At 61.0% G+C, this 18,201-nt stretch carries 16 protein-coding genes; 7 read left to right on the forward strand and 9 right to left on the reverse strand.

The features are described 5' to 3' along the window. Nucleotides 1-71 precede the first annotated feature (71 nt). Nucleotides 72-1,085 carry a LacI family DNA-binding transcriptional regulator gene (locus ASD83_RS02840; protein ID WP_056307741.1) on the reverse strand — a complete coding sequence of 338 codons (1,014 nt, stop codon included), beginning with the start codon at nt 1,083-1,085 and terminating at the stop codon, nt 72-74. Nucleotides 1,086-1,278: 193 nt separating this feature from the next. On the opposite strand from ASD83_RS02840, the gene ASD83_RS02845 reads away from it, so the two are divergent. The 6 genes from ASD83_RS02845 (at nt 1,279) to ASD83_RS02870 (ending at nt 9,428) form a co-directional block, all read left to right on the forward strand. Then, the gene (locus tag ASD83_RS02845) at nt 1,279-3,597 is read left to right on the forward strand and encodes an alpha-L-rhamnosidase (protein ID WP_056307743.1); all 2,319 of its coding nucleotides are present in this window, start codon (nt 1,279-1,281) and stop codon (nt 3,595-3,597) included. Between the two features lie 56 nt (nt 3,598-3,653). Then, nucleotides 3,654-4,943 (forward strand): ABC transporter substrate-binding protein, encoded by a 1,290-nt coding sequence (locus tag ASD83_RS02850; protein WP_056307745.1) that lies wholly within the window; start codon nt 3,654-3,656, stop codon nt 4,941-4,943. Between the two features lie 71 nt (nt 4,944-5,014). Then, nucleotides 5,015-5,905 (forward strand): carbohydrate ABC transporter permease, encoded by an 891-nt coding sequence (locus tag ASD83_RS02855; protein WP_056307747.1) that lies wholly within the window; start codon nt 5,015-5,017, stop codon nt 5,903-5,905. Continuing rightward, the gene (locus tag ASD83_RS02860) at nt 5,902-6,729 is read left to right on the forward strand and encodes a carbohydrate ABC transporter permease (RefSeq protein ID WP_056307749.1); all 828 of its coding nucleotides are present in this window, start codon (nt 5,902-5,904) and stop codon (nt 6,727-6,729) included. The genes ASD83_RS02855 and ASD83_RS02860 overlap by 4 nt, the downstream gene beginning before the upstream one ends. Before the next feature lie 33 nt (nt 6,730-6,762). Next, on the forward strand, nt 6,763-7,851 hold the full coding sequence (locus ASD83_RS02865) for an ABC transporter ATP-binding protein (protein ID WP_056307751.1): 1,089 nt from the start codon (nt 6,763-6,765) through the stop codon (nt 7,849-7,851). 230 nt (nt 7,852-8,081) lie between these two features. Then, nucleotides 8,082-9,428, forward strand: a complete 1,347-nt coding sequence (locus ASD83_RS02870; RefSeq protein WP_056307753.1) for an MFS transporter — start codon at nt 8,082-8,084, stop codon at nt 9,426-9,428. Between the two features lie 9 nt (nt 9,429-9,437). On the opposite strand, the gene ASD83_RS02875 is transcribed toward ASD83_RS02870, so the two are convergent. After that, nucleotides 9,438-10,661, reverse strand: coding sequence for an MFS transporter (locus tag ASD83_RS02875; protein ID WP_056307755.1), 1,224 nt, complete (start codon nt 10,659-10,661; stop codon nt 9,438-9,440). A 677-nt stretch (nt 10,662-11,338) separates the two neighbouring features. Here ASD83_RS02875 and ASD83_RS02880 point away from each other — a divergent pair. Next, nucleotides 11,339-12,085: a FadR/GntR family transcriptional regulator gene (locus ASD83_RS02880; RefSeq protein ID WP_056307757.1), complete on the forward strand. Its 747-nt coding sequence runs from the start codon at nt 11,339-11,341 to the stop codon at nt 12,083-12,085. Between the two features lie 4 nt (nt 12,086-12,089). Here ASD83_RS02880 and ASD83_RS02885 read toward each other — a convergent pair whose 3' ends face one another. From ASD83_RS02885 to ASD83_RS02915, 7 genes are read right to left on the reverse strand one after another with little or no spacing between them, the layout of a single operon-like run. Further along, complete coding sequence (locus ASD83_RS02885; RefSeq protein WP_056307759.1) at nt 12,090-12,833, reverse strand: amino acid ABC transporter ATP-binding protein; 744 nt, start codon at nt 12,831-12,833, stop codon at nt 12,090-12,092. 26 nt (nt 12,834-12,859) lie between these two features. After that, nucleotides 12,860-13,882 carry a class II fructose-bisphosphate aldolase gene (gene fba / locus ASD83_RS02890; RefSeq protein ID WP_056309814.1) on the reverse strand — a complete coding sequence of 341 codons (1,023 nt, stop codon included), beginning with the start codon at nt 13,880-13,882 and terminating at the stop codon, nt 12,860-12,862. Between the two features lie 56 nt (nt 13,883-13,938). Next, complete coding sequence (locus ASD83_RS02895) at nt 13,939-14,730, reverse strand: transporter substrate-binding domain-containing protein (RefSeq protein WP_056307761.1); 792 nt, start codon at nt 14,728-14,730, stop codon at nt 13,939-13,941. 26 nt (nt 14,731-14,756) lie between these two features. Further along, nucleotides 14,757-15,401, reverse strand: coding sequence for an amino acid ABC transporter permease (locus ASD83_RS02900; protein WP_056307763.1), 645 nt, complete (start codon nt 15,399-15,401; stop codon nt 14,757-14,759). Nucleotides 15,402-15,404: 3 nt separating this feature from the next. Beyond that, the gene (locus ASD83_RS02905; RefSeq protein WP_056307765.1) at nt 15,405-16,076 is read right to left on the reverse strand and encodes an amino acid ABC transporter permease; all 672 of its coding nucleotides are present in this window, start codon (nt 16,074-16,076) and stop codon (nt 15,405-15,407) included. Beyond that, a complete protein-coding gene (locus ASD83_RS02910) occupies nt 16,073-17,125 on the reverse strand; it encodes a tagatose 1,6-diphosphate aldolase (protein WP_056307767.1) in 1,053 nt (350 codons plus the stop codon). The genes ASD83_RS02905 and ASD83_RS02910 overlap by 4 nt, the downstream gene beginning before the upstream one ends. Further along, nucleotides 17,122-18,030: a PfkB family carbohydrate kinase gene (locus ASD83_RS02915; RefSeq protein WP_056307769.1), complete on the reverse strand. Its 909-nt coding sequence runs from the start codon at nt 18,028-18,030 to the stop codon at nt 17,122-17,124. Before ASD83_RS02915 ends, ASD83_RS02910 begins: the two co-directional genes overlap by 4 nt. Between the last annotated feature and the right edge of the window lie 171 nt (nt 18,031-18,201).

Raw genomic sequence — 18,201 nt, forward strand, 5'->3', positions numbered from 1 at the left:
GCGGCGCGGACCATAGCGCAAAGCCCTTGCGTGTCAACGGTGTTGGCCGGTTTTCGGCTAAGCGCGGACGCTTAGCTCACCTTTGCCGAGCTGGCCCGCGCCACTACACGCGGTGTAACCACGAAGTGTTCGGAATGAGAACGGCCATCAATACGCTCGATGAGCAGGCGCGTTGCTTGCAAACCTAGCACTTCGCCGGACTGATCAATGCTGGTGAGCCGGTTTTGCGAAAATTCACAAAAGACCGTGTTGTCGTAGCCAACGATGGCAATGTCCTCGGGGATCGACAGGCCGAGTTCGGTCGCGACGCTGATCGCTTCGAATGCCATGAGGTCGGTCCAGCAGAAGATGGCATCTGGCCGGTCCTTGCCTTCGAGCAGGCGGCGGAGGATCAACTGCACCTCGCGCAGCACCTGCGGCGCGCGGACGATATTGATGGAGCCGCCCAGGCCCTGCTCGGTCAGCTCCAGCCGATAGCCCAGTTCGCGCTGATTGATCACCGTCGAAACGGGCGCCGCGAGGCTGAGCATGGCGATCTTCTTGTGGCCATTCTGGCAGAGGTGCCGAACGGCCAGCCGCCCCCCGAGCTGATCGTCGTTATTGACCGTGTCGAAGCGGGCATCCTCAAGGTCATGGTGCCCGATGGCGACCAGTGGAACGCGGTCGGCAATGTCGTTCAGCCGCTCATTCGTCTCATTGGGCCCAATCAGAACCAGGCCATCCATCTGGCGGTCGATCATTGCTTCAACCAGAGATGAAGCCGAGACGCTAACCCCTTGCATGGCCTGATATCGCGTGCGCTCCAGCGCCGAATTCACGCCCGCAAAAATGTCGGCGAAAAACGGGTTGCGCAGATCGGGAAAGACGAGGCCCAGCGTGTAGGTGCGCCCGCGCAAACCACGCGCTGAAGCCAGCGGGCGATAATTGAGCTTGTCCATCGACGCCTGCACCTTGGCGCGCAGGGCGTCGCTGACGCCATAGGCATCGCGCAGAACCTTCGACACTGCGGCCACCGATACCCCGGCATCGCTGGCAACTTCGCGAATGGTAATGCGCGGCGTTCTCGCCGGGCTCTTATTGGTCATGACGTCCTCCGCCTCACTCTTCGCACCTAATCCAAAAAAAGCCTATTGCGAAGTTCGCAAAAATGTAGAACGCTACACGTAGAACAGTTTACAGTCGCGCCAAGCGGCTTGAGGAGACGACCACGTGCTGAATGAAACCACGGCAGAGCTGGCTTCCAGCTCACGAGCTTCCACACGCGCATGGACTGCAAAGATGGTCCGTCCGCTCGTTGACAAAGGTGTCGGCACCCCGGCGAGCTTCGTTGCCAAGACCTTCACGCTCGACACAGTCTCCGGCGCTGAAATCCTCGATATCACCGCGCTCGGCCTCTACGTCGCCTTCCTCAATGGCAAGCGTGTCGGCAACGATGTGCTGACGCCGGGCTGGACGGCCTATGACGCGCGTTTGAGCTACCAGACCTACGATGTCGGCTCGCTGCTCGTTGCCGGTGAAAACCGTATCGAGATCTGGCTCGGCGATGGCTGGCTGCGTTCGCAGCTGATGTGGGGCAAGCACCCGATCTACAACACCTGGGGCAGCGAGATTGCCGCTCTGGTTGAGCTGCGCGGCCGGGCAGGGGATGCCGATCCGATCCTCGTCACCGACGCCTCCTGGGAAAGCGGCGAATTGCCGATCCGCAAGTCCGGCATCTATTTCGGCGAGACGTTTGACGCCCGTATTGCCCCGACTGTGTCTGGCGCGACCGCCGCGATCGATTTCGACCATGCGCGCCTCGTCGCCCATGAAACCACCCCAGTGCGCGAACTCGACGCGCTGACCGCGGTCAAGACCTGGACCGATGCCGAAGGCCGTATTGTTTTCGACTTCGCCCAGAACGTTGGCGGCTATGTCGCCATCTCGGTTGCTGGCGCTGCCGGCGCCACGGTCGTCATCGAGCACGCCGAAGTGCTCGATAAGGACGGCAATTTCTACAACGTCAATTACCGCACCGCGGAAGCAACGATCACCTATGTCCTCAAGGGGCAGGGGACCGAAACCTATCGTCCGCACTTCACCTTCCAGGGTTTCCGTTACGCCCGCGTCGCCATCACCGGCGATGCAAAGCTCGTCGACATCAAGTCGCTCCCGATCAGCTCGGTGACCGAGCAGAAGGCGACCTTCACCTCCGGCAATAAGCTGGTGAACCGCCTCTTCCTCAACACGCTCTGGAGCCAGCGCGGCAACTTCATCGAAGTGCCGACCGACTGCCCCCAGCGCGACGAGCGTCTGGGCTGGACCGGCGATGCGCAGGTTTTTGCCGGCACGGCCGCCTATCTCGGCGATGTGCAGACCTTCTTCCACAAGTGGGTGCGCGACCTGATGGTCGATCAGCGCGAAGACGGCGCCGTTCCGCACGTCTGCCCCGATCCGACCCGCATGCAGCCCGAATTCTATCCCGGCTTCTACGGTTCGACCGGCTGGGGCGACGCCATTTATCAGGTGCCGTGGCAGCTTTATCTCCACTATGGCGACACCGCGTTCCTCAAGGAAACGCTGCCGTCCATGATCAAGTGGGTGGATTTCGTCTGGTCGATCAGCGATGGCCCGATCGTGTCGCCGCCGCGCGAATGGGGCGCCCGTGGCTTCTCGTTCGGCGATTGGCTGCAGCCCAAGGGCCCGAGCGCCAAGCCGCTGCCGACCATCGGCGACGATGCCGCCGCAACGATCTATCTCCACATCGCCGCCAAGCAGGTTGCCGAGATCGCCACTATTGTCGGCGACACCGCGAGTGCTGCGCGCCTCGGCAAGATGGCCGATGCGGTAAAGACCGCCTTTGCCAGCGAGTTCATCACGGTTTCCGGCCGTCTCGCTTATGACGACCAGACCTCCTACGCTCTGGCCATCGTCCACGACCTGATCCCGGCCGACAAATACGAAGCGGCCAAGGGCTATTTCAAGAACACCATCGACCGCGCCGATCGCCGCATCGGTACCGGTTTTATCGGCACCCCGGCGCTGCTGCCGGCGCTGATCAAGATCGGCGAATGGGCCCTCGCCAGCGAAGTCTTCCTCCAGGAAGAAGTTCCCGGCTGGCTCTACCAGGTGAAGATGGGCGCGACGACGATCTGGGAACGCTGGGATGCGATCCAGGAAGATGGCTCGATCTACAATCCGCAGATGAATTCCTACAATCACTATGCCTATGGCGCCGTCTGCCAGTGGCTGCTGGAAGGTGTTGCGGGCTTCCGTCCCGACGAGAAGGATCCGGCGTTCAAGACCGTGGTGTTCGAACCGCGGATCCTGCCCGAATTGTCGCCGGTCAATGCCGAGCACGATAGCCCCGCCGGCACGATCCGCGCCGCCTGGACCATCAGCGGCGAAGCGGTTCGCTACGAGATCGAAGTGCCGGCGGCGAGCCGCGGCGTGCTTCGTCTTGCGGCCGCCTATCGCGATGCGACGCTCGATGGCCAGGCCATCGCCACGGGCCAGGACGCTGCTCTTTCGTCCGGCAAGCACGTCGTGACCTTCAACTATGCAGCACCGAAGCGCGAGGAGCGCCAGAAGTCGCTGGTCAACGCCAACACGCCGTAAGGCGCGTCTCTGAGTTAACTAATGCCCACAAAGTGTGGGCCTTTGGGAGGTAGACTATGACCAAGACCAAACTTTTCGCCCTGACCGGCGCCAGCCTGCTCGGCCTGATGATGACGGCAAATGCCGTCAACGCTCAGCAGTCCGGCTATCTGTCGTTCCTCATCGATAACGGCCCGCAGTCGGTTGCGGTCGCTGAAGCATGGGTGGCTGCCTTTACCGAGCAGAACCCCGATGTCACCATCGACATCGAAGTGCGCCCCGGTGGCGGCGAAGGCGACAACATCGTCAAGACCCGCCTCGCGACCGGCGCCATGGCCGATGTGTTCTTCTACAATTCGGGTTCGCTTTTCCAGGCGATCAACCCGGTGCAGAACCTCCTGCCGCTGACCAACGAGCCCTTCCAGGCCGCGATCCAGGACAGCTTCAAGTCCGTGGTTTCCGCTGGCGGCGAAGTCTACGGCGCGCCTTTCGCTCCCGCCATGGGCGGCGGCATCTTCTACAACAAGCCGATCTATGAAGAGCTTGGCCTCGAAATTCCCAAGACCTGGGACGAGTTCATGGCCAACAACGAAAAGATCAAGGCTGCCGGCAAGACTGCCGTCATCCAGACCTATGGCGAAACCTGGACCTCCCAGCTCTTCGTTCTGGCCGACTTCTACAACGTCCTCACCGAAGTGCCTGACTTTGCCGAAAAGTTCACTGCGGGCGAAGCCAAGTTCGCCACCACTCCGGCAGCAGTCCGTGGCTTTGAAAAGCTGCAGGCCGTCTATGACGGCGGCTATCTCAACGCCGACTTCGGCGCTGCCACCTATCCCGATGGCCTGCGCATGGTTGCCACGGGCGAGGGCGCTCACTATCCGATGCTGACCTTCGGCATTGGCGCGATCGCCGAAACCGTGCCGGATCACTTGGCTGACGTCGGCTTCTTCGCCCAGCCGGGCGACAATGCCGAAACCAACGGCCTGACCACCTGGATGCCGGACTCGATCTACGTTGCCAAGTCGACCACCAGCCCGGATCTGGCCAAGGCATTCGTTGCTTTCGTCGCTTCGCCTGAAGGCTGCGATATCCGCAACGAAGCTGTCGGCGCCACCGGTCCATACATGATCGACGGCTGCACCCTGCCTGCCGACGTGCCGCCTGCCGTGTCCGACATGCTGCCCTACTTCCAGGAAGGCGGCCATAACGGTCCGGCTCTCGAGTTCCTCTCGCCCATCAAGGGCCCGGCGCTCGAGCAGATCACCGTCGAAGTCGGCTCGGGCATCCGCCAGGCCGCTGACGGCGCTGCGCTCTACGACGAAGACGTGCGCAAGCAGGCACAGCAGCTCGGCCTTGCCGGCTGGTAATCGTCTCTGACCCTGCTCAGGCTCCGGAAGGGTTTCCCCTCCGGAGCCTCGGCGCATTGCGAGGTTCCTCCATGACAGCATCAGCTGTTCCTGCGCTGAAAATACAGCGTAGGTCCCTTTACCCCGGCTGGTTCTATGCACCGGCTGCGGTAGTCTATTCCGTGCTGTTCCTGGCGCCGACCCTTGCGTCGCTCTATTTCAGCCTGACGCGCTGGACGCTGTTCGATGCCACCTTCATCGGCTTCGACAATTTCGCGCAGTTCTTCCGCGAGCCGTTCCTTATCCAGGGTCTCGTCAACACGGTGATCTACGCCGTGATCACATCGGGCCTCAAGGTTGTGGTCGGCATGATGCTGGCCGTGATGCTGACGAGCCAGATCATGGCGCGCGGCTATCTGCGCTCGGTGATCTTCTTTCCCGTGCTGGTGTCCACCATCGGCGTCGGCATGACCTTTACGGTGCTGATGCATCCGACCCTGGGCATGATCAACCAGTCACTGGCGTTGATCGGCATCAAGGGGCCGGGCTGGCTCGTCGATCCCAAGCTGGCGCTGTTCTCGGTTGCTCTGGTTGACGTCTGGAAGGGCGTCGGCCTTGCCACCGTCATCTATATCGCCGGTCTCGTCGCCATCCCCAAGGATTACTACGAAGCCGCCCGCATCGATGGCGCGACCAAGCTGCAGAACTTCTTCTATGTGACCCTGCCGCTCAGCCGTCCGGCGACCGCCACGGTGATCACTCTCTCCTTTATCGGCGGTCTCCGCACCTTCGACCTGATCTGGGCCATGACCAAGGGCGGGCCGGGCTTTGCCTCCGATACCGTCGCTTCGGTGATCTACAAGCAGTATCAGGCGGGCTTTTATGGCCTCTCGACGGCAGGCAATGTGGTGCTCTTCATCCTCATCGCCGTACTCGTCGTACCGCTGACCATGTTCCTCAATCGCAAGCAGGGCTTCGAATGAGATCGCGCGCTTCCCTCTTCGGCGGCATTGCCGCCATCGCCGCAACGTTCGTGGTCTTCGTGATCCCGTTCCTGTTCATCATCCTGATGGCCTTCAAGGACAAGCAGCAGTCCGCGCTGCGCGACTTCTCCTGGCCCAACGGGTTCCATCTCTTTGAAAACCTCTATGAGGTGATCAAGACCCGCAACTGGATGATGATTACGGCCTTCATCAACTCCTCGCTGATCACCGTCGTCAGCGTCACCCTTCTTATTGTCCTCGCGGCCATGGTTGGCTTCGTCCTGGCCCGCCGCAAGACGAAGTGGAACGGGTTGATCGAGTTTCTTATTCTCGCCGGACTGATGATCCCCCCGGCTGTGGTGCCGACGATCTGGCTGCTGCAAGGTCTAAAACTCTTCGGCACGCTGCACGGCATGATCCTGATCCAGGTAGCCTATAATCTGCCGTTCTCGATCATTTTGTACCGCGCCTTCATCGCCACCATTCCGCGTGAGCTGGACGAGGCCGCCGTGATCGACGGGGCACGGCCCTTGGACGTGTTCTTCCGCATCATCCTGCCGCTCCTCTGGCCGGTGACGGTGACCAATATCGTGGTGCAGTCGGTCGGCATTTTTAACGACTTCACCAACCCGCTCTACTACCTGCCGGGCAACCAGAACGCGACCGTGCAGCTGACGCTCTATAATTTCCAGAGCCAGTTCAGCACGGCCTACAACCTGCTTTTCACCAATATCCTGCTCATCACCATTCCGCCGCTCATCGTCTTCATGTTCTTCAACCGGCAGATCGTCGCCGGCATGACGGCCGGCGCGGTCAAGGGGTAGGGCGATGACAATTCTCAACGGGGAGATCTGACCATGGCCGGTTTGGAACTCAAGAATATCCAGAAGACCTACGGCAAGGTCGAGGTCATCAAGGGTGTGGACCTGACCATCAAAGACGGCGAATTCGTCGTCTTCGTCGGCCCCTCGGGCTGCGGCAAGTCCACCTTGCTGCGCATGATCGCGGGCCTTGAAGACATCACCGGTGGTGAACTCTATATCGGTGACAAGCTCTGCAATGATGTCGAGCCGCGCGACCGTTCCATCGCCATGGTCTTCCAGTCCTATGCGCTCTATCCGCATATGACCGTCTACGACAATGTCGGCTTCGGCCTCAAACTCGCCAAGACGCCGAAAGACGTCCGCGATCAGAAAATCCGCGAAGCCGCGCGCATCCTCAAAATGGAACACCTGCTTGATCGCAAGCCCGGCCAGCTCTCCGGCGGTCAGCGCCAGCGCGTCGCCATCGGCCGCGCCATCGTCCGCAAGCCCGAAGTCTTCCTCTTCGACGAACCGCTCTCCAATCTCGACGCCGCGCTCCGCGTCGATACCCGCATGGAGATCGCAAAGCTCCACGCCGATCTCGGCGCCACCATGGTCTACGTCACCCACGATCAGGTGGAAGCCATGACCCTCGCCGACAAGATCGTCGTGCTCGATGCCGGCGTCGTCCAGCAGGTCGGCAGCCCGATCGAACTCTACCAGCGCCCGACCAATCTCTTCGTCGCCGGCTTCATCGGCTCGCCGAAAATGAACTTCGTTGAAGTCACCGTTGAGGCCGTCGATGCGGACAGCATCACGGTCACCAGCAAGGATGTCGCAAGTCTTCGCGTTCCGGCGCGAACGGAGGGTGTCGATGTTAACAGTCTGCTAACATTAGGTATCCGTCCGCACGACCTATTGCCCGCCAATAGTGGTGCCATTGTCGGCCGCGTCAGCCTTGTCGAACGGCTCGGCAATGAGACGATTGTCAATATTGAACTGGCCTCCGGCGCCCCCTGGCTCGCCGTCCTCGATGGCGATCAGGCCCTCCGCGTCGGCGAAAGTCTCGCCCTCGCCGCAGAGCCAGCCAAGGCAATTCTCTTCGACAAGGACGGCAAGGCGCTGCTGGCGCCGATCGCCTAAACAATTCAACCACTTACCTTCTCAAAAGGGCTCCGGCAATGCCGGGGCCCTTTTTGCATTGGCCTGTCGAAATCGCGAAACATCAAACGTCGTCAGTCTGTTAGCGCAACGATCCGCTGACACATCCTGTCACGGAATGAGGCTAGATCGTTCCCACTTGCCGCCACGGCCCCTAGGGAGGAAAGTGCTCCGCCCGGCCGAAATGACCTGAAATTTCAGAGGACTAAGCAATGCGTCCCTTTCATCATCTTCTGGCGAATAACCTCGTGGCCAATGTCACGAATTACACCGTCTGGTTCGCCGTAACCTTTTGGGTTTTCATCGAAACCCAGTCGGTCTTCGCCACCGGCATGATCGCCGGCATCTATCTCGTCTTCACCGCCGCCTTCGGCTTCTGGTTCGGCTCGATCGTCGATCACAATTCGAAAAGGCTCGCCATGCTGGGCTCGAGCGTGGCCTCGGGCCTTTGCTATGTCGCCGGGCTCGCAATGGTACTGGCCGCACCGGCCGGGGCTTTCGAAAACCCATACGGACCCTATCTCTGGCTCTTCATCCTCACCGTGATGCTCGGGGTCATTGCCGGCAATATCCGCTCCATAGCGCTGCCGACGCTCGTCACCATCCTCATCCCCGAAGACAGCCGCGACAAGGCCAATGGCCTCGTAGGCATGGTGGGTGGCATCGGTTTCCTCACCACTTCTGTCATCTCCGGTTTCCTTGTTGCCTTCACCGGCATGCTGGGCGTGATGATCCTCGCGCTGGCTGCGACCGTCCTCGCTTTCGTGCACCTATCCTTCGTCAAGGTGGACGAGGGCAGGGCGCCCGTCGATCCGGATGTGCCCGCCGAACCCAAGCGCGTTGACATCGCCGGCACCATTGCCGTCATCGCCGCCGTTCCCGGCCTTTTTGCCCTTATCTTCTTCGCTACGTTCAACAATTTCCTCGGCGGCATCTTCATGGCGCTGCTCGATGCCTATGGATTGTCGCTGGTCTCGGTGGAAGTCTGGGGCCTGTTGTTCGGCGTTCTTTCGACCGCGTTCATCGCCAGCGGCATCATCATTGCCAAAACCGGGCTCGGCAAAAATCCGCTGCGCACGCTGCTGATGGTCAATGTCATCACCTGGTCCGTGTGCTGCGTTTTCACGCTGCAATCGTCCATCTGGCTCCTGGCGGTCGGGTGTTTCGTCTGGATGCTGCTGGGCCCCTATGCCGAAGCTGCCGAGCACACGACCCTCCAAAAGGTGGTGCCGCTCGAACGCCAGGGCCGCGTTTTCGGCTTTGCGCAATCGGTCGAACAGGCAGCCTCGCCGCTGACGGCATTTCTCATCGGACCGCTGACGCAGTTCGTGGTTATTCCATTCATGACGGATGGGGCAGGGGCCCAGTCCATCGGTTCCTGGTTCGGCACCGGCCCGGCCCGCGGCATTGCCCTGGTGTTCACCGTCGCCGGGTTTATCGGCCTCGCCGTCACCATCCTCGCCTTCAATTCGCGATATTATCGACAATTGTCCGCGGCCTATGCCAATAACAAGGACGATGACGACAATGGCGGAGCGGCCGTCGCCAACCCCGCCTGATCGTCGCGTTTACGCCGGCAGCGCGTCTGCCGGCGTTTCCTTCGTGGTCTTCGGCGGGAAGGCCAAAGCCAAGGCGGCCGCGGCGAGCCCGACAGCGGCCGAAGCCACATAGAGCCAGTGGTAATCACCAAAAGTATCGAACAGCCAGCCGCCGCCGAGGGGCCCAAAAGCCATGCCGATCGACGAGGTCATGGTGATACCGCCGAGCACCGTGCCCATGACATTGGGACCGAAATAGTCGCGCGCCAGCACCGAATAAAGCGGCATCACGCCGCCATAGACCAGCCCCAGCACCACGGCCAGCATATAAAAATGCGGCAACTCGCTGACATAGATATAGCTATAAATTCCAATGGCTTGCAGCGCCAGGCCAGCGACGATAACCCGCTTGACGCCAATCCTGTCAGCCAGGACACCGAAAATGAGGCGGCCAAAAAGTCCCGCGAAACCTTCCACGCTATAGATGCTGGCCGCCGCCAGCGCCGAGGCGCCGCAGAGCATGGCATAGCTTACCGTGTGAAAGATCGGGCCCGAATGGGCGGCACAGCAGAGAAAAAACACGCCGGCCAGGATGAAGAATTGCGGCGTGCGGAAAATGGCGGCCATATTGGTCGGCTGAGGTTCGGCCGGTGCAATGTCACTGCCCGGCGACGGCGCCTCGGCCATCACCGCGGGTGCACGGCGGATCAGGAAAGCGGCCGGAATAATGAGTGCCGCTGCGGCAACCGCCGTCATCATCATGGCATTGCGCCAGCCGTAATTGGCGATCAACACAGTCGCCAGCGGCGTAATGGTCATCGGTGCAATACCGCCGCCGAGCGAGACAAGTGAGACCGCCAGGCTGCGATGCTTATCGAACCAGCCGAGCGTCGTCGCGATCAAGGGCGCAAAGAAGGCGCCGCCGGACGCGCCGACCAGCCCGCCATAGGCAAACTGAAACACCAGAAGATCATTGGCACGACTGGCAATAAAGAGACCGAGTCCCAAGAGGACTGCCGCGACCAGGACCACGGGACGCGCACCGATCCGGTCGGTCAGCGTGCCCCACAGAAAGCCGGCAACGCCCATGACGATGAAACCCACCGTCATGGCGCCGGAAATGCCCGCTCGGGTCCAGCCGGTTTCTTCCGCGATTGGCTGCAAATAGACAGGCAGGGCGAACATGGCGCCCATCGCCAGACAAGTGATCACCGCGCCGGCGGCGACGATGACCCAACCATAGTTCCGTTCCATTCCGAAGGTCCTCCACAAGGAATATGCCTTCGCGACGAATGAGGCGCCGAGATTTCAACACGCACAAGGAAAAATCGCAGGAATGAGCCGCGATCAGCGCCCAGACTTATCCACGCCGTCGTCGCAGCTGGTATTGTGGCAGCTCAAAAAAGCCCGGTTTCTCGCGCTTGCGTATACAAATAAGTTCCATAATATATATTATGCGAACTATGGACATACCCCTGTCCGTTTCCACTTGTGTCTATTTGATGAGAACGCAGCAAAAGCTCATTTGGCCTTGGAGCCTACGGGACGACGGCTTGTTGCTAATTCACCGATGCCGCCGCCGCGCTCTCATGCCAGTCTGTAGCGAGGCGTGAATGCTACGCTCGCGATCTTTGGCAAATTGCGCGGGCCGCCGCAGATGAATCGGTGGGGCTTGAGATTGGTGGCGTTCGACCTGGTACGTCGCGTCTCGAGACGTGCTCGATCGTTGGGACAAAACTGGAGACACTCCTGCAGCAGTCTGCCGGCGCCTTGTTCGTCACGGCACCAGACGCTGTTGGCTGGCCCCTGCCCCAGCGACTTCCACATGGACCATTGGCGCGACAACACCTGTGACGACGCTTGCATTGCTAGCCTCGCTATTTCTTTGCCGCTTCGATTGCCGTCATTGTTCATATTAGGTAGCTTCTGGCATGACCAATTTCGCGCTCAAGCCTGCCCGTAAGGAACGTCTCGCCGATACTGTCTACGGCCAGATTTTGGCCGAGATTACCTCGGGCAGATTTGCTTCGGGTGACAAGCTGCCCTCCGAGGCGGAGCTGTCGTTCAGCTTTGCGGTGTCCCGCCCGGTCGTGCGCGAGGCGCTGCTGCGGCTGACAACTGATGGCCTCATTCAGTCGCGCCGCGGGGTCGGCACCTTTGTATCGACGCAGCCCTCGACGCGCTTGACCGAGCTGGCCAACACAACCGAGATTTCAAGTTTTCTGCGCTCGTTCGAGCCGCGCATCGTGCTCGAAGTCGAAGCCGCGCGCCTTGCCGCGCAGCGGCGCACGCGTGCCGACCTTGATCGCGGCCGCCAGGCCATCGAGGCCTTGCGCGATGCCATTGCCGCCGGAAAGCTGGGGCAAGAGCAGGACATCGAGTTTCACGATGCCGTGGCGCGTGCGGCTGGCAATGACTATTTCTGTGACCTGTTGAATGATCTGCGCCAGCCGGTGACCGAGACGATGAATATCGGGCTGGAACTGGCGCGCGAGCGCTCGGCCGGGCGGCGGCTGCGCATTATCGAAGAACATACCCGCATTCTCGACGCGATTGCCGCCGAAGACAGCGACGCCGCCGGAAGCTACATGAAATATCATCTCATGCAGGCTCGGGCGGCGGTGCTAGATGCACGGCATCTGGAAAACAGCCAGGCGCTGGACAACGCCCAAGGCTGAGAAGTCAGTGCAGGATTTGCGCCAAAAACTCGCGGGCGCGGTCCGTTTCGGGCTTGGCAAAGAAGGTTTCGGGGGCCCCTGACTCGATGATGTTGCCTTTATCCATGAAGATGACCCGATCGGCGACCTGACGGGCGAAGTTCATTTCATGGGTGACGCAGATCATGGTGGCGCCTTCCCTCGCCAATTCTACCATAGTATCAAGCACTTCGCGCACCATTTCGGGATCGAGCGCCGAGGTCGGTTCGTCGAACAGCATGACATCTGGGTTCATCGACAGGGCGCGGGCAATGGCGACGCGCTGCTGCTGGCCACCAGAAAGCTGGGCGGGATATTTGTCCGCCTGTTCGGGGATATGCACACGCTTGAGGAAGCGTTCGGCCGTCGCCCGCGCTTCGTCGCGCGACATGCCTTTGACCTTCATCGGGGCGATCATGCAATTCTCGATGACTGTCATATGCGGGAACAGGTTGAAATTCTGGAACACCATGCCGGTCCGCCGCCGCACGGCGTCGATGGACTGACGCGCGGCGGTCAGTTCGATGCCGCAGACCACCAGTTCGCCGGACTGATGCTGTTCCAGTGCGTTGAGGCACCGGATCAGCGTCGATTTGCCCGAGCCCGAGGGTCCGCACACCACAATGGTTTCGCCCTTGACGACATCAAGGTCGATATCCCTGAGCGCCTGGAAGCCGGCAAAGAACTTGCTGACTTTCCGGGCGCTGACCACGCTATCGCTTGCACTCATCGTAAAATTCCAACCTGTCGCAGTCGTTACTGGATTTTGGGATCAAGCTGGCCCGACGCGTAGCGCTGCGCCATATCGGCCATGGTGATGACCTTGATCTTGCTGGCGTGACCGGCCGTGCCGAACTCTTCGAGGCGCTGGCGGCAGAGCGCGGTAATAGCGTCCATGCCGGGCTTCATCATGTTGCGGATGTCGAATTCCTTGGGGTCTTCATGCAAAACCCTGCGGATCTGGCCAACAAGCGCCATGCGGTTGTCGGTGTCGATATTGACCTTGCGCACACCATGCTTGATGCCGCGCTGGATTTCCTCGATCGGCACGCCCCAGGTCTGTTTGATGTCGGCACCGTACTTGTTCATGATGTCCTGCAGCTCCTGGGGAACCGAGGACGAGCCATGCATCACCAAATGGGTGTCCGGCAGGCGCCGGTGGATTTCCTCCAGCCGGTCCATGGCCAACACATCGCCGTCGGGTTTGCGGCTGAACTTGTAGGCGCCATGGGAGGTGCCCATGGCGATGGCCAGCGCATCGACCTTGGTGGCCTTGACGAAGGCAACGGCCTGATCCGGATCGGTCAGCAGGCGCTCGTCATTGCGGCTCTCCAGCTTGCCCAAGACGCCAATTTCGCCTTCGACCGACGCACCCATGAAATGGGCCATATTGGATACCGAGGCCGTGACACGGACGTTGTAGTCGTAGTCCGACGGGGTCTTGGCGTCGGCCAGGAGCGAGCCATCCATCATGACCGAGCTGAACTTGTGCTGCAAAGCGGTGGCACAAGTGGCTTCGCTATTGCCGTGATCCTGATGCACGACCATCGGAATATGGGGGTAGAGCTTTTCAAGCGCGGCGAACAGATGCTCGATCATGACGTCGCCAGCATAGGCACGCGCCTTGGTGCCGACCTGCAAGATAACCGGCGCGTCGACCGCATCGGCGGCAGCCAAAACGGCCAGCATCTGCTCCATGCTGGTGACGCTGAATGCGGGAACGCCATACAGGTGTTCAGCGGCATGATCGAGAAGCTGGCGAAGAGTGATGCGGGACATGATTTCAGCCTTGTTGGGATTGTGGCCCCGCATCAGCGACGCGGGACCGAAAGGGATTAGAAGCGGGGCAGTTCGTCATTGGTGATGCCGAGCCATTGCTGCTGGGCAGCCTGGATTTCGCCCGAGTTCCACAGCAGCATGATCTCGGTATTCAGCCACTGGTGCAGGTCGGCATCGCCACGGCGTACGCCGATACCCATTGGCGACTGGCGCACTGCGAACTTGCGCTGGAACTGGTCAGTCTCGGCGTTGATGGCATTGGCAGCGGCGACACCGGAAACGATGGCATCGACCTGACCGGCAAACAGCGCCTGGTTGGTGGCGGCGTCATCGTCGAAGCGCTGGATATTGGTGCCTTCCACGGCCTTTTCGGTGATGATCGTGTCATTGGTGGTCGAGCGGGTTACGCCGACGCGCTTGCCTACGAGATCGTTCAGCGTGGCAATTTCTGCAGAGGTCGGCGCGATCACCATCTGCTCATCGACATAGATGGCATTGGTATACATGATCGCCTTGGCGCGCTCGGCGGTGATCCCCAGCGAGGATACAACGATATCAACCTTGTTGCTGGTCAGGTTCGGAATGCGCGACTGGGACACCTGATCGAGGATTTCCAGTTCGACGCCCAGATCGCGGGCGATCAGGTTGGCGATGGCGACGTCGAAGCCAGCCGGCTTGAGGTCGGCATCGGTCATGCCATAGGGCGGGGTCGACAGCGAAATGCCGACCACGATCTTGCCACGCGCCACGATCTCATCGAGCGTATTGGTGGCCTGCGCCATGACGGCGCTCGACATGACCATGGTTGCGGCGGCAGCTAAGGCAAGGTTACGAGCTATGCGGATCATCAGGTTTCTCCTCCGGTGATGATGGTTCAAGCGCTCAGCCGTCTTTCGAGACTGCGGCTGAAGAGCGTGATGGGGAAGCAGACGAGGAAGTAGAACAGCGCGGCCGTCAGATAGACCTCGAGCGGCTTGAAGGTGGCATTGCTGACGATCTGCGAGGTGCGCGTCAGTTCCACAATGCCGACCACCGAGGCCAGCGAGGTGTTCTTGATGAGCTGCACGAAGAAGCCGACCGTCGGCGGCGTGGCGATGCGAATGGCCTGCGGCACGATGATGTAGCGCATGGCATGGGCCCGGCTGAGGCCCAGGGCGTGGGCGCCCTCGCGCTGGCCGACCGGCACGGACTGAATGGCGCCGCGCCAGATATCGCCCAGAAATGCCGCCGCGTAGAACGAGAAGGCCACGGCAATGGCGGTCAGCGGCGCAATCGAAAAGCCGAGATAGGTCGTTCCGAAATAGGCGATGAACAGAGTGACCAGCAGCGGTGTGCCCTGGACGACAAAAATATAGAACTGCGCGATGCGGCTCAGCACCGGATTGCTCGACACCCGCATCAGGGTCAGCACCGAGCCCGCGATCGAGCCGCCCACCAGGGCAATGGCAGCCAATCCGATGGTCCAGCCGAGGCCGGTGAGCATGAACAGGACGTGGTTGAAGCTGAACTGTTGAAACATGGCTCAGCGCCTCAGGAACTTGAAGGGAAAGAGGACACGTTCCAGCACCGTCATGCCGCCCTTGAGTGCGGCGACGAGGCCGACATAGATCACCGCGATAACGAGGTAGATTTCCATGTTGCGCAGGGTGAGGCCCTGGATGTCATTGCCGGTGCCGGTCAGTTCAGGCACCGAAATGGCCGAAACCACGCTCGATGACAGCAACAGTAGGATGAACTGGGCCACCAGCGAGGGGAACACCGAGGACAAAGCTGGCTTGAGCACGACGTAACGGAAGATGGTGAGCGGGGACATGCCAAGCGCCCTGCCCGCTTCGATCTGACCCTTGCCGATCGACTGGATGCCGGCCCGGATGATCTCGCTGGTATAGGCGCCGCCATAGATCGACATGGCGAGGATTGCCGCGCTGATGGGTTCGAGTCGCAGGCCCAGCGCCGGCAGACCGAAATAGATCAGGAAGACCTGAACGATGAAGGGCGTGTTGCGGATGACTTCGACATAGGCCAGCACGGGCCAGCGCAAAAACTTGTTGCCGGCTAAGGTCAGCACCGCGGCCAGAACGCCGATGATCAGTGCGAAGACCATGGCCGCCAGCGAAATCTGCGCGGTCAGCCATACGCCTTTGATCAGCAGATCGCTGCGGGCAATGACGCCACTGAAATCGAGAGCGTTCACAATGCCACCAATGACCCTGTCTGGGCAAAGCGCCCATAAGCGGGCGCGAACTGTTCGCCGGCCGGCATCATGGTGACGCCATCCTGCCAAGCCGCATGCCCGGTCCAGGCCGTCGCGTGGGCATCCGTGAGGGCATTGAGTTCGTCCATCAGTGCCGGGGCCTCGTTGACGAGCGCGGCCTCCATGGCATCGAGATCGGGGAAGCGCGAGAAAGCTGCGGCCCAGATGGCGCGGCCGGCAAGATAACCGCTGGCGCCGGACCGGAAGGCATAGGTCAGCAGATGGATGAAGTCGCGCGGCGTCGCGCCGGCGCTGAGCAGCACCCAGGGGCGATGAATACCCGCCGCCATGCTGTCGAACCGTGCCTGCACCGCCGCTGCGCCCGGACCATGGGGATCAGGCACATTCACGACCTCGGTGGGCGGCTCGAGCTTATAAAGCTCGACACCATCGGGATTCATCACATCGGCATCGCCCAGGGCTTGCAGCACCAGCGCAACGCGACGGGCGGCAAAAGCCTCAGGTGTTTCCGAAGGAAAGGGATAGACTAAAAATTCCAACACGAAGGGAATGTCGTTGTCGCGGCAGGCCTGCTTGACGCTATCGAGATAGTCTAGCTGGTGCGCCTTGACGTCATCGCTGACATCGGAGCGATACCAGAGGTTGACCTTTACGGCATCGCCGCCGATGCGGCGGATGACCGATGGATCCCAGAAGGGAATATTGGAGGATTTGCGGCCAGTTTCGGTCACTTCCCAGGTTGCCCATTCGGTGGCTACGAGGAGACCCTTACGCGGCGAAAGACCATCGACCGCGGCGGCATAGCCGAGCGGCGGATCGATCAGAACGGCCGAAGCCTTGGGAGCCAGATGTTTGCCCAGCAGGCGCTTGACCGCGGACACATCGGCATAGGGGGCGTGATCGAGACCGAGCGCAGCCTTGATCGGATTGACGATGGGGCCGGTCTGGTCCATCGCCAGCATCTTGAAACGGCCTTGGTCATCGGCCAGCCGACGCAGACCCCAGAGCTTGCCGGGCGTGATATTCATGAATTGCTCCCGTTCAGCAGGGCGTTGACGGCGGCGCGATCCGGGATGCTTTCCCAGCCGCTGCCGCGTGCGCATTTTAGGGCTGCAGTGGCGCCGGCGAAGCGCGCGGCGCGTTCGACATCGAGTCCCTCGGCAAGGCCGAGAGTATAGGCGCCGTGGAAAATATCGCCTGCGCCATTGGTATCAATAGCGACGACCGGAAAGGCCGGGACGTTGCGCACCACATCGCCGTCGAGCCAGAAAAATCCGTGTTCACCATCGGTCACGGCCACAACGCCGCGGCAATGAGCACTGGCGTAACGCAGGCCAGCCTCGATATCGGCGGTATCGGCCAGCCGGGCCAGACAGGCGGACGAAAAGACAACGTGGTCAGGCAGATTGAGCAAGCGCCGCACCGCGTCCATGTCGCCAACATCGGCATCGAGCACACTGACAATGCCACGCGCCCGCGCCGCCTCGAACACCGCTGCGGCACCCTCCCACCAGCTATAGTCGGCAAGGACGCCGTGCACGCCCTCGAGCTGCTCCAAGGGAAGCCAATCGGCCTCGTCGCCAAGATCGCGGCCGATAAAGCCAAAGGCCATGCGGTCCCCGCCGGGCGATACAAGAACGGTACCGATCGGGCTGACGCCGCCTTCGACGCGACGCACCGCTTCCGTCTGGACGCCGACAGCGTTGAGACGCGTCAATATCTGGTCGCCCGTTTCATCCTGGCCCAGACGGCCCCAATAGATGGTTTCGGCACCAAGAACGGCTGTTGTATAGGCGGCGGTTGCCGCGATACCACCACCAGTGCGACGCACATCGGTGGCGCGGATTTTGGTTGGCGCGGTCGGCAAGACGGGCAGGTACACAATCGTGTCGAGGAAGGCATTACCCAATGTCACGATACGACGGCTCGACATAATCACGTCTCCATGACCCTGCGGTCATTTCACAATTGGGCAAGCCGAAAGCGCTTCCGCGCCAGGCGATGGCGCGACTTGAGCAGGGCTGGCTTTGTGCAATCCTCAGCAGGCTCCTTGTGGCCCGCTCGCTATTTGTCCGGACCTTAGACGTCGCTTGACATGTAGTCA

Source organism: Devosia sp. Root685 (genome assembly GCF_001427875.1).
Taxonomy (GTDB): domain Bacteria; phylum Pseudomonadota; class Alphaproteobacteria; order Rhizobiales; family Devosiaceae; genus Devosia.

What these genes read in the sequence shown, in the direction of transcription:
- ASD83_RS02840 (WP_056307741.1), bottom strand. Translation starts at nt 1,085, where the DNA reads ATGACCAATAAGAGCCCGGCGAGAACGCCGCGCATTACCATTCGCGAA.
- ASD83_RS02845 (WP_056307743.1), top strand. Translation starts at nt 1,279, where the DNA reads ATGGTCCGTCCGCTCGTTGACAAAGGTGTCGGCACCCCGGCGAGCTTC.
- ASD83_RS02850 (WP_056307745.1), top strand. Translation starts at nt 3,654, where the DNA reads ATGACCAAGACCAAACTTTTCGCCCTGACCGGCGCCAGCCTGCTCGGC.
- ASD83_RS02855 (WP_056307747.1), top strand. Translation starts at nt 5,015, where the DNA reads ATGACAGCATCAGCTGTTCCTGCGCTGAAAATACAGCGTAGGTCCCTT.
- ASD83_RS02860 (WP_056307749.1), top strand. Translation starts at nt 5,902, where the DNA reads ATGAGATCGCGCGCTTCCCTCTTCGGCGGCATTGCCGCCATCGCCGCA.
- ASD83_RS02865 (WP_056307751.1), top strand. Translation starts at nt 6,763, where the DNA reads ATGGCCGGTTTGGAACTCAAGAATATCCAGAAGACCTACGGCAAGGTC.
- ASD83_RS02870 (WP_056307753.1), top strand. Translation starts at nt 8,082, where the DNA reads ATGCGTCCCTTTCATCATCTTCTGGCGAATAACCTCGTGGCCAATGTC.
- ASD83_RS02875 (WP_056307755.1), bottom strand. Translation starts at nt 10,661, where the DNA reads ATGGAACGGAACTATGGTTGGGTCATCGTCGCCGCCGGCGCGGTGATC.
- ASD83_RS02880 (WP_056307757.1), top strand. Translation starts at nt 11,339, where the DNA reads ATGACCAATTTCGCGCTCAAGCCTGCCCGTAAGGAACGTCTCGCCGAT.
- ASD83_RS02885 (WP_056307759.1), bottom strand. Translation starts at nt 12,833, where the DNA reads ATGAGTGCAAGCGATAGCGTGGTCAGCGCCCGGAAAGTCAGCAAGTTC.
- fba (WP_056309814.1), bottom strand. Translation starts at nt 13,882, where the DNA reads ATGTCCCGCATCACTCTTCGCCAGCTTCTCGATCATGCCGCTGAACAC.
- ASD83_RS02895 (WP_056307761.1), bottom strand. Translation starts at nt 14,730, where the DNA reads ATGATCCGCATAGCTCGTAACCTTGCCTTAGCTGCCGCCGCAACCATG.
- ASD83_RS02900 (WP_056307763.1), bottom strand. Translation starts at nt 15,401, where the DNA reads ATGTTTCAACAGTTCAGCTTCAACCACGTCCTGTTCATGCTCACCGGC.
- ASD83_RS02910 (WP_056307767.1), bottom strand. Translation starts at nt 17,125, where the DNA reads ATGAATATCACGCCCGGCAAGCTCTGGGGTCTGCGTCGGCTGGCCGAT.
- ASD83_RS02915 (WP_056307769.1), bottom strand. Translation starts at nt 18,030, where the DNA reads ATGTCGAGCCGTCGTATCGTGACATTGGGTAATGCCTTCCTCGACACG.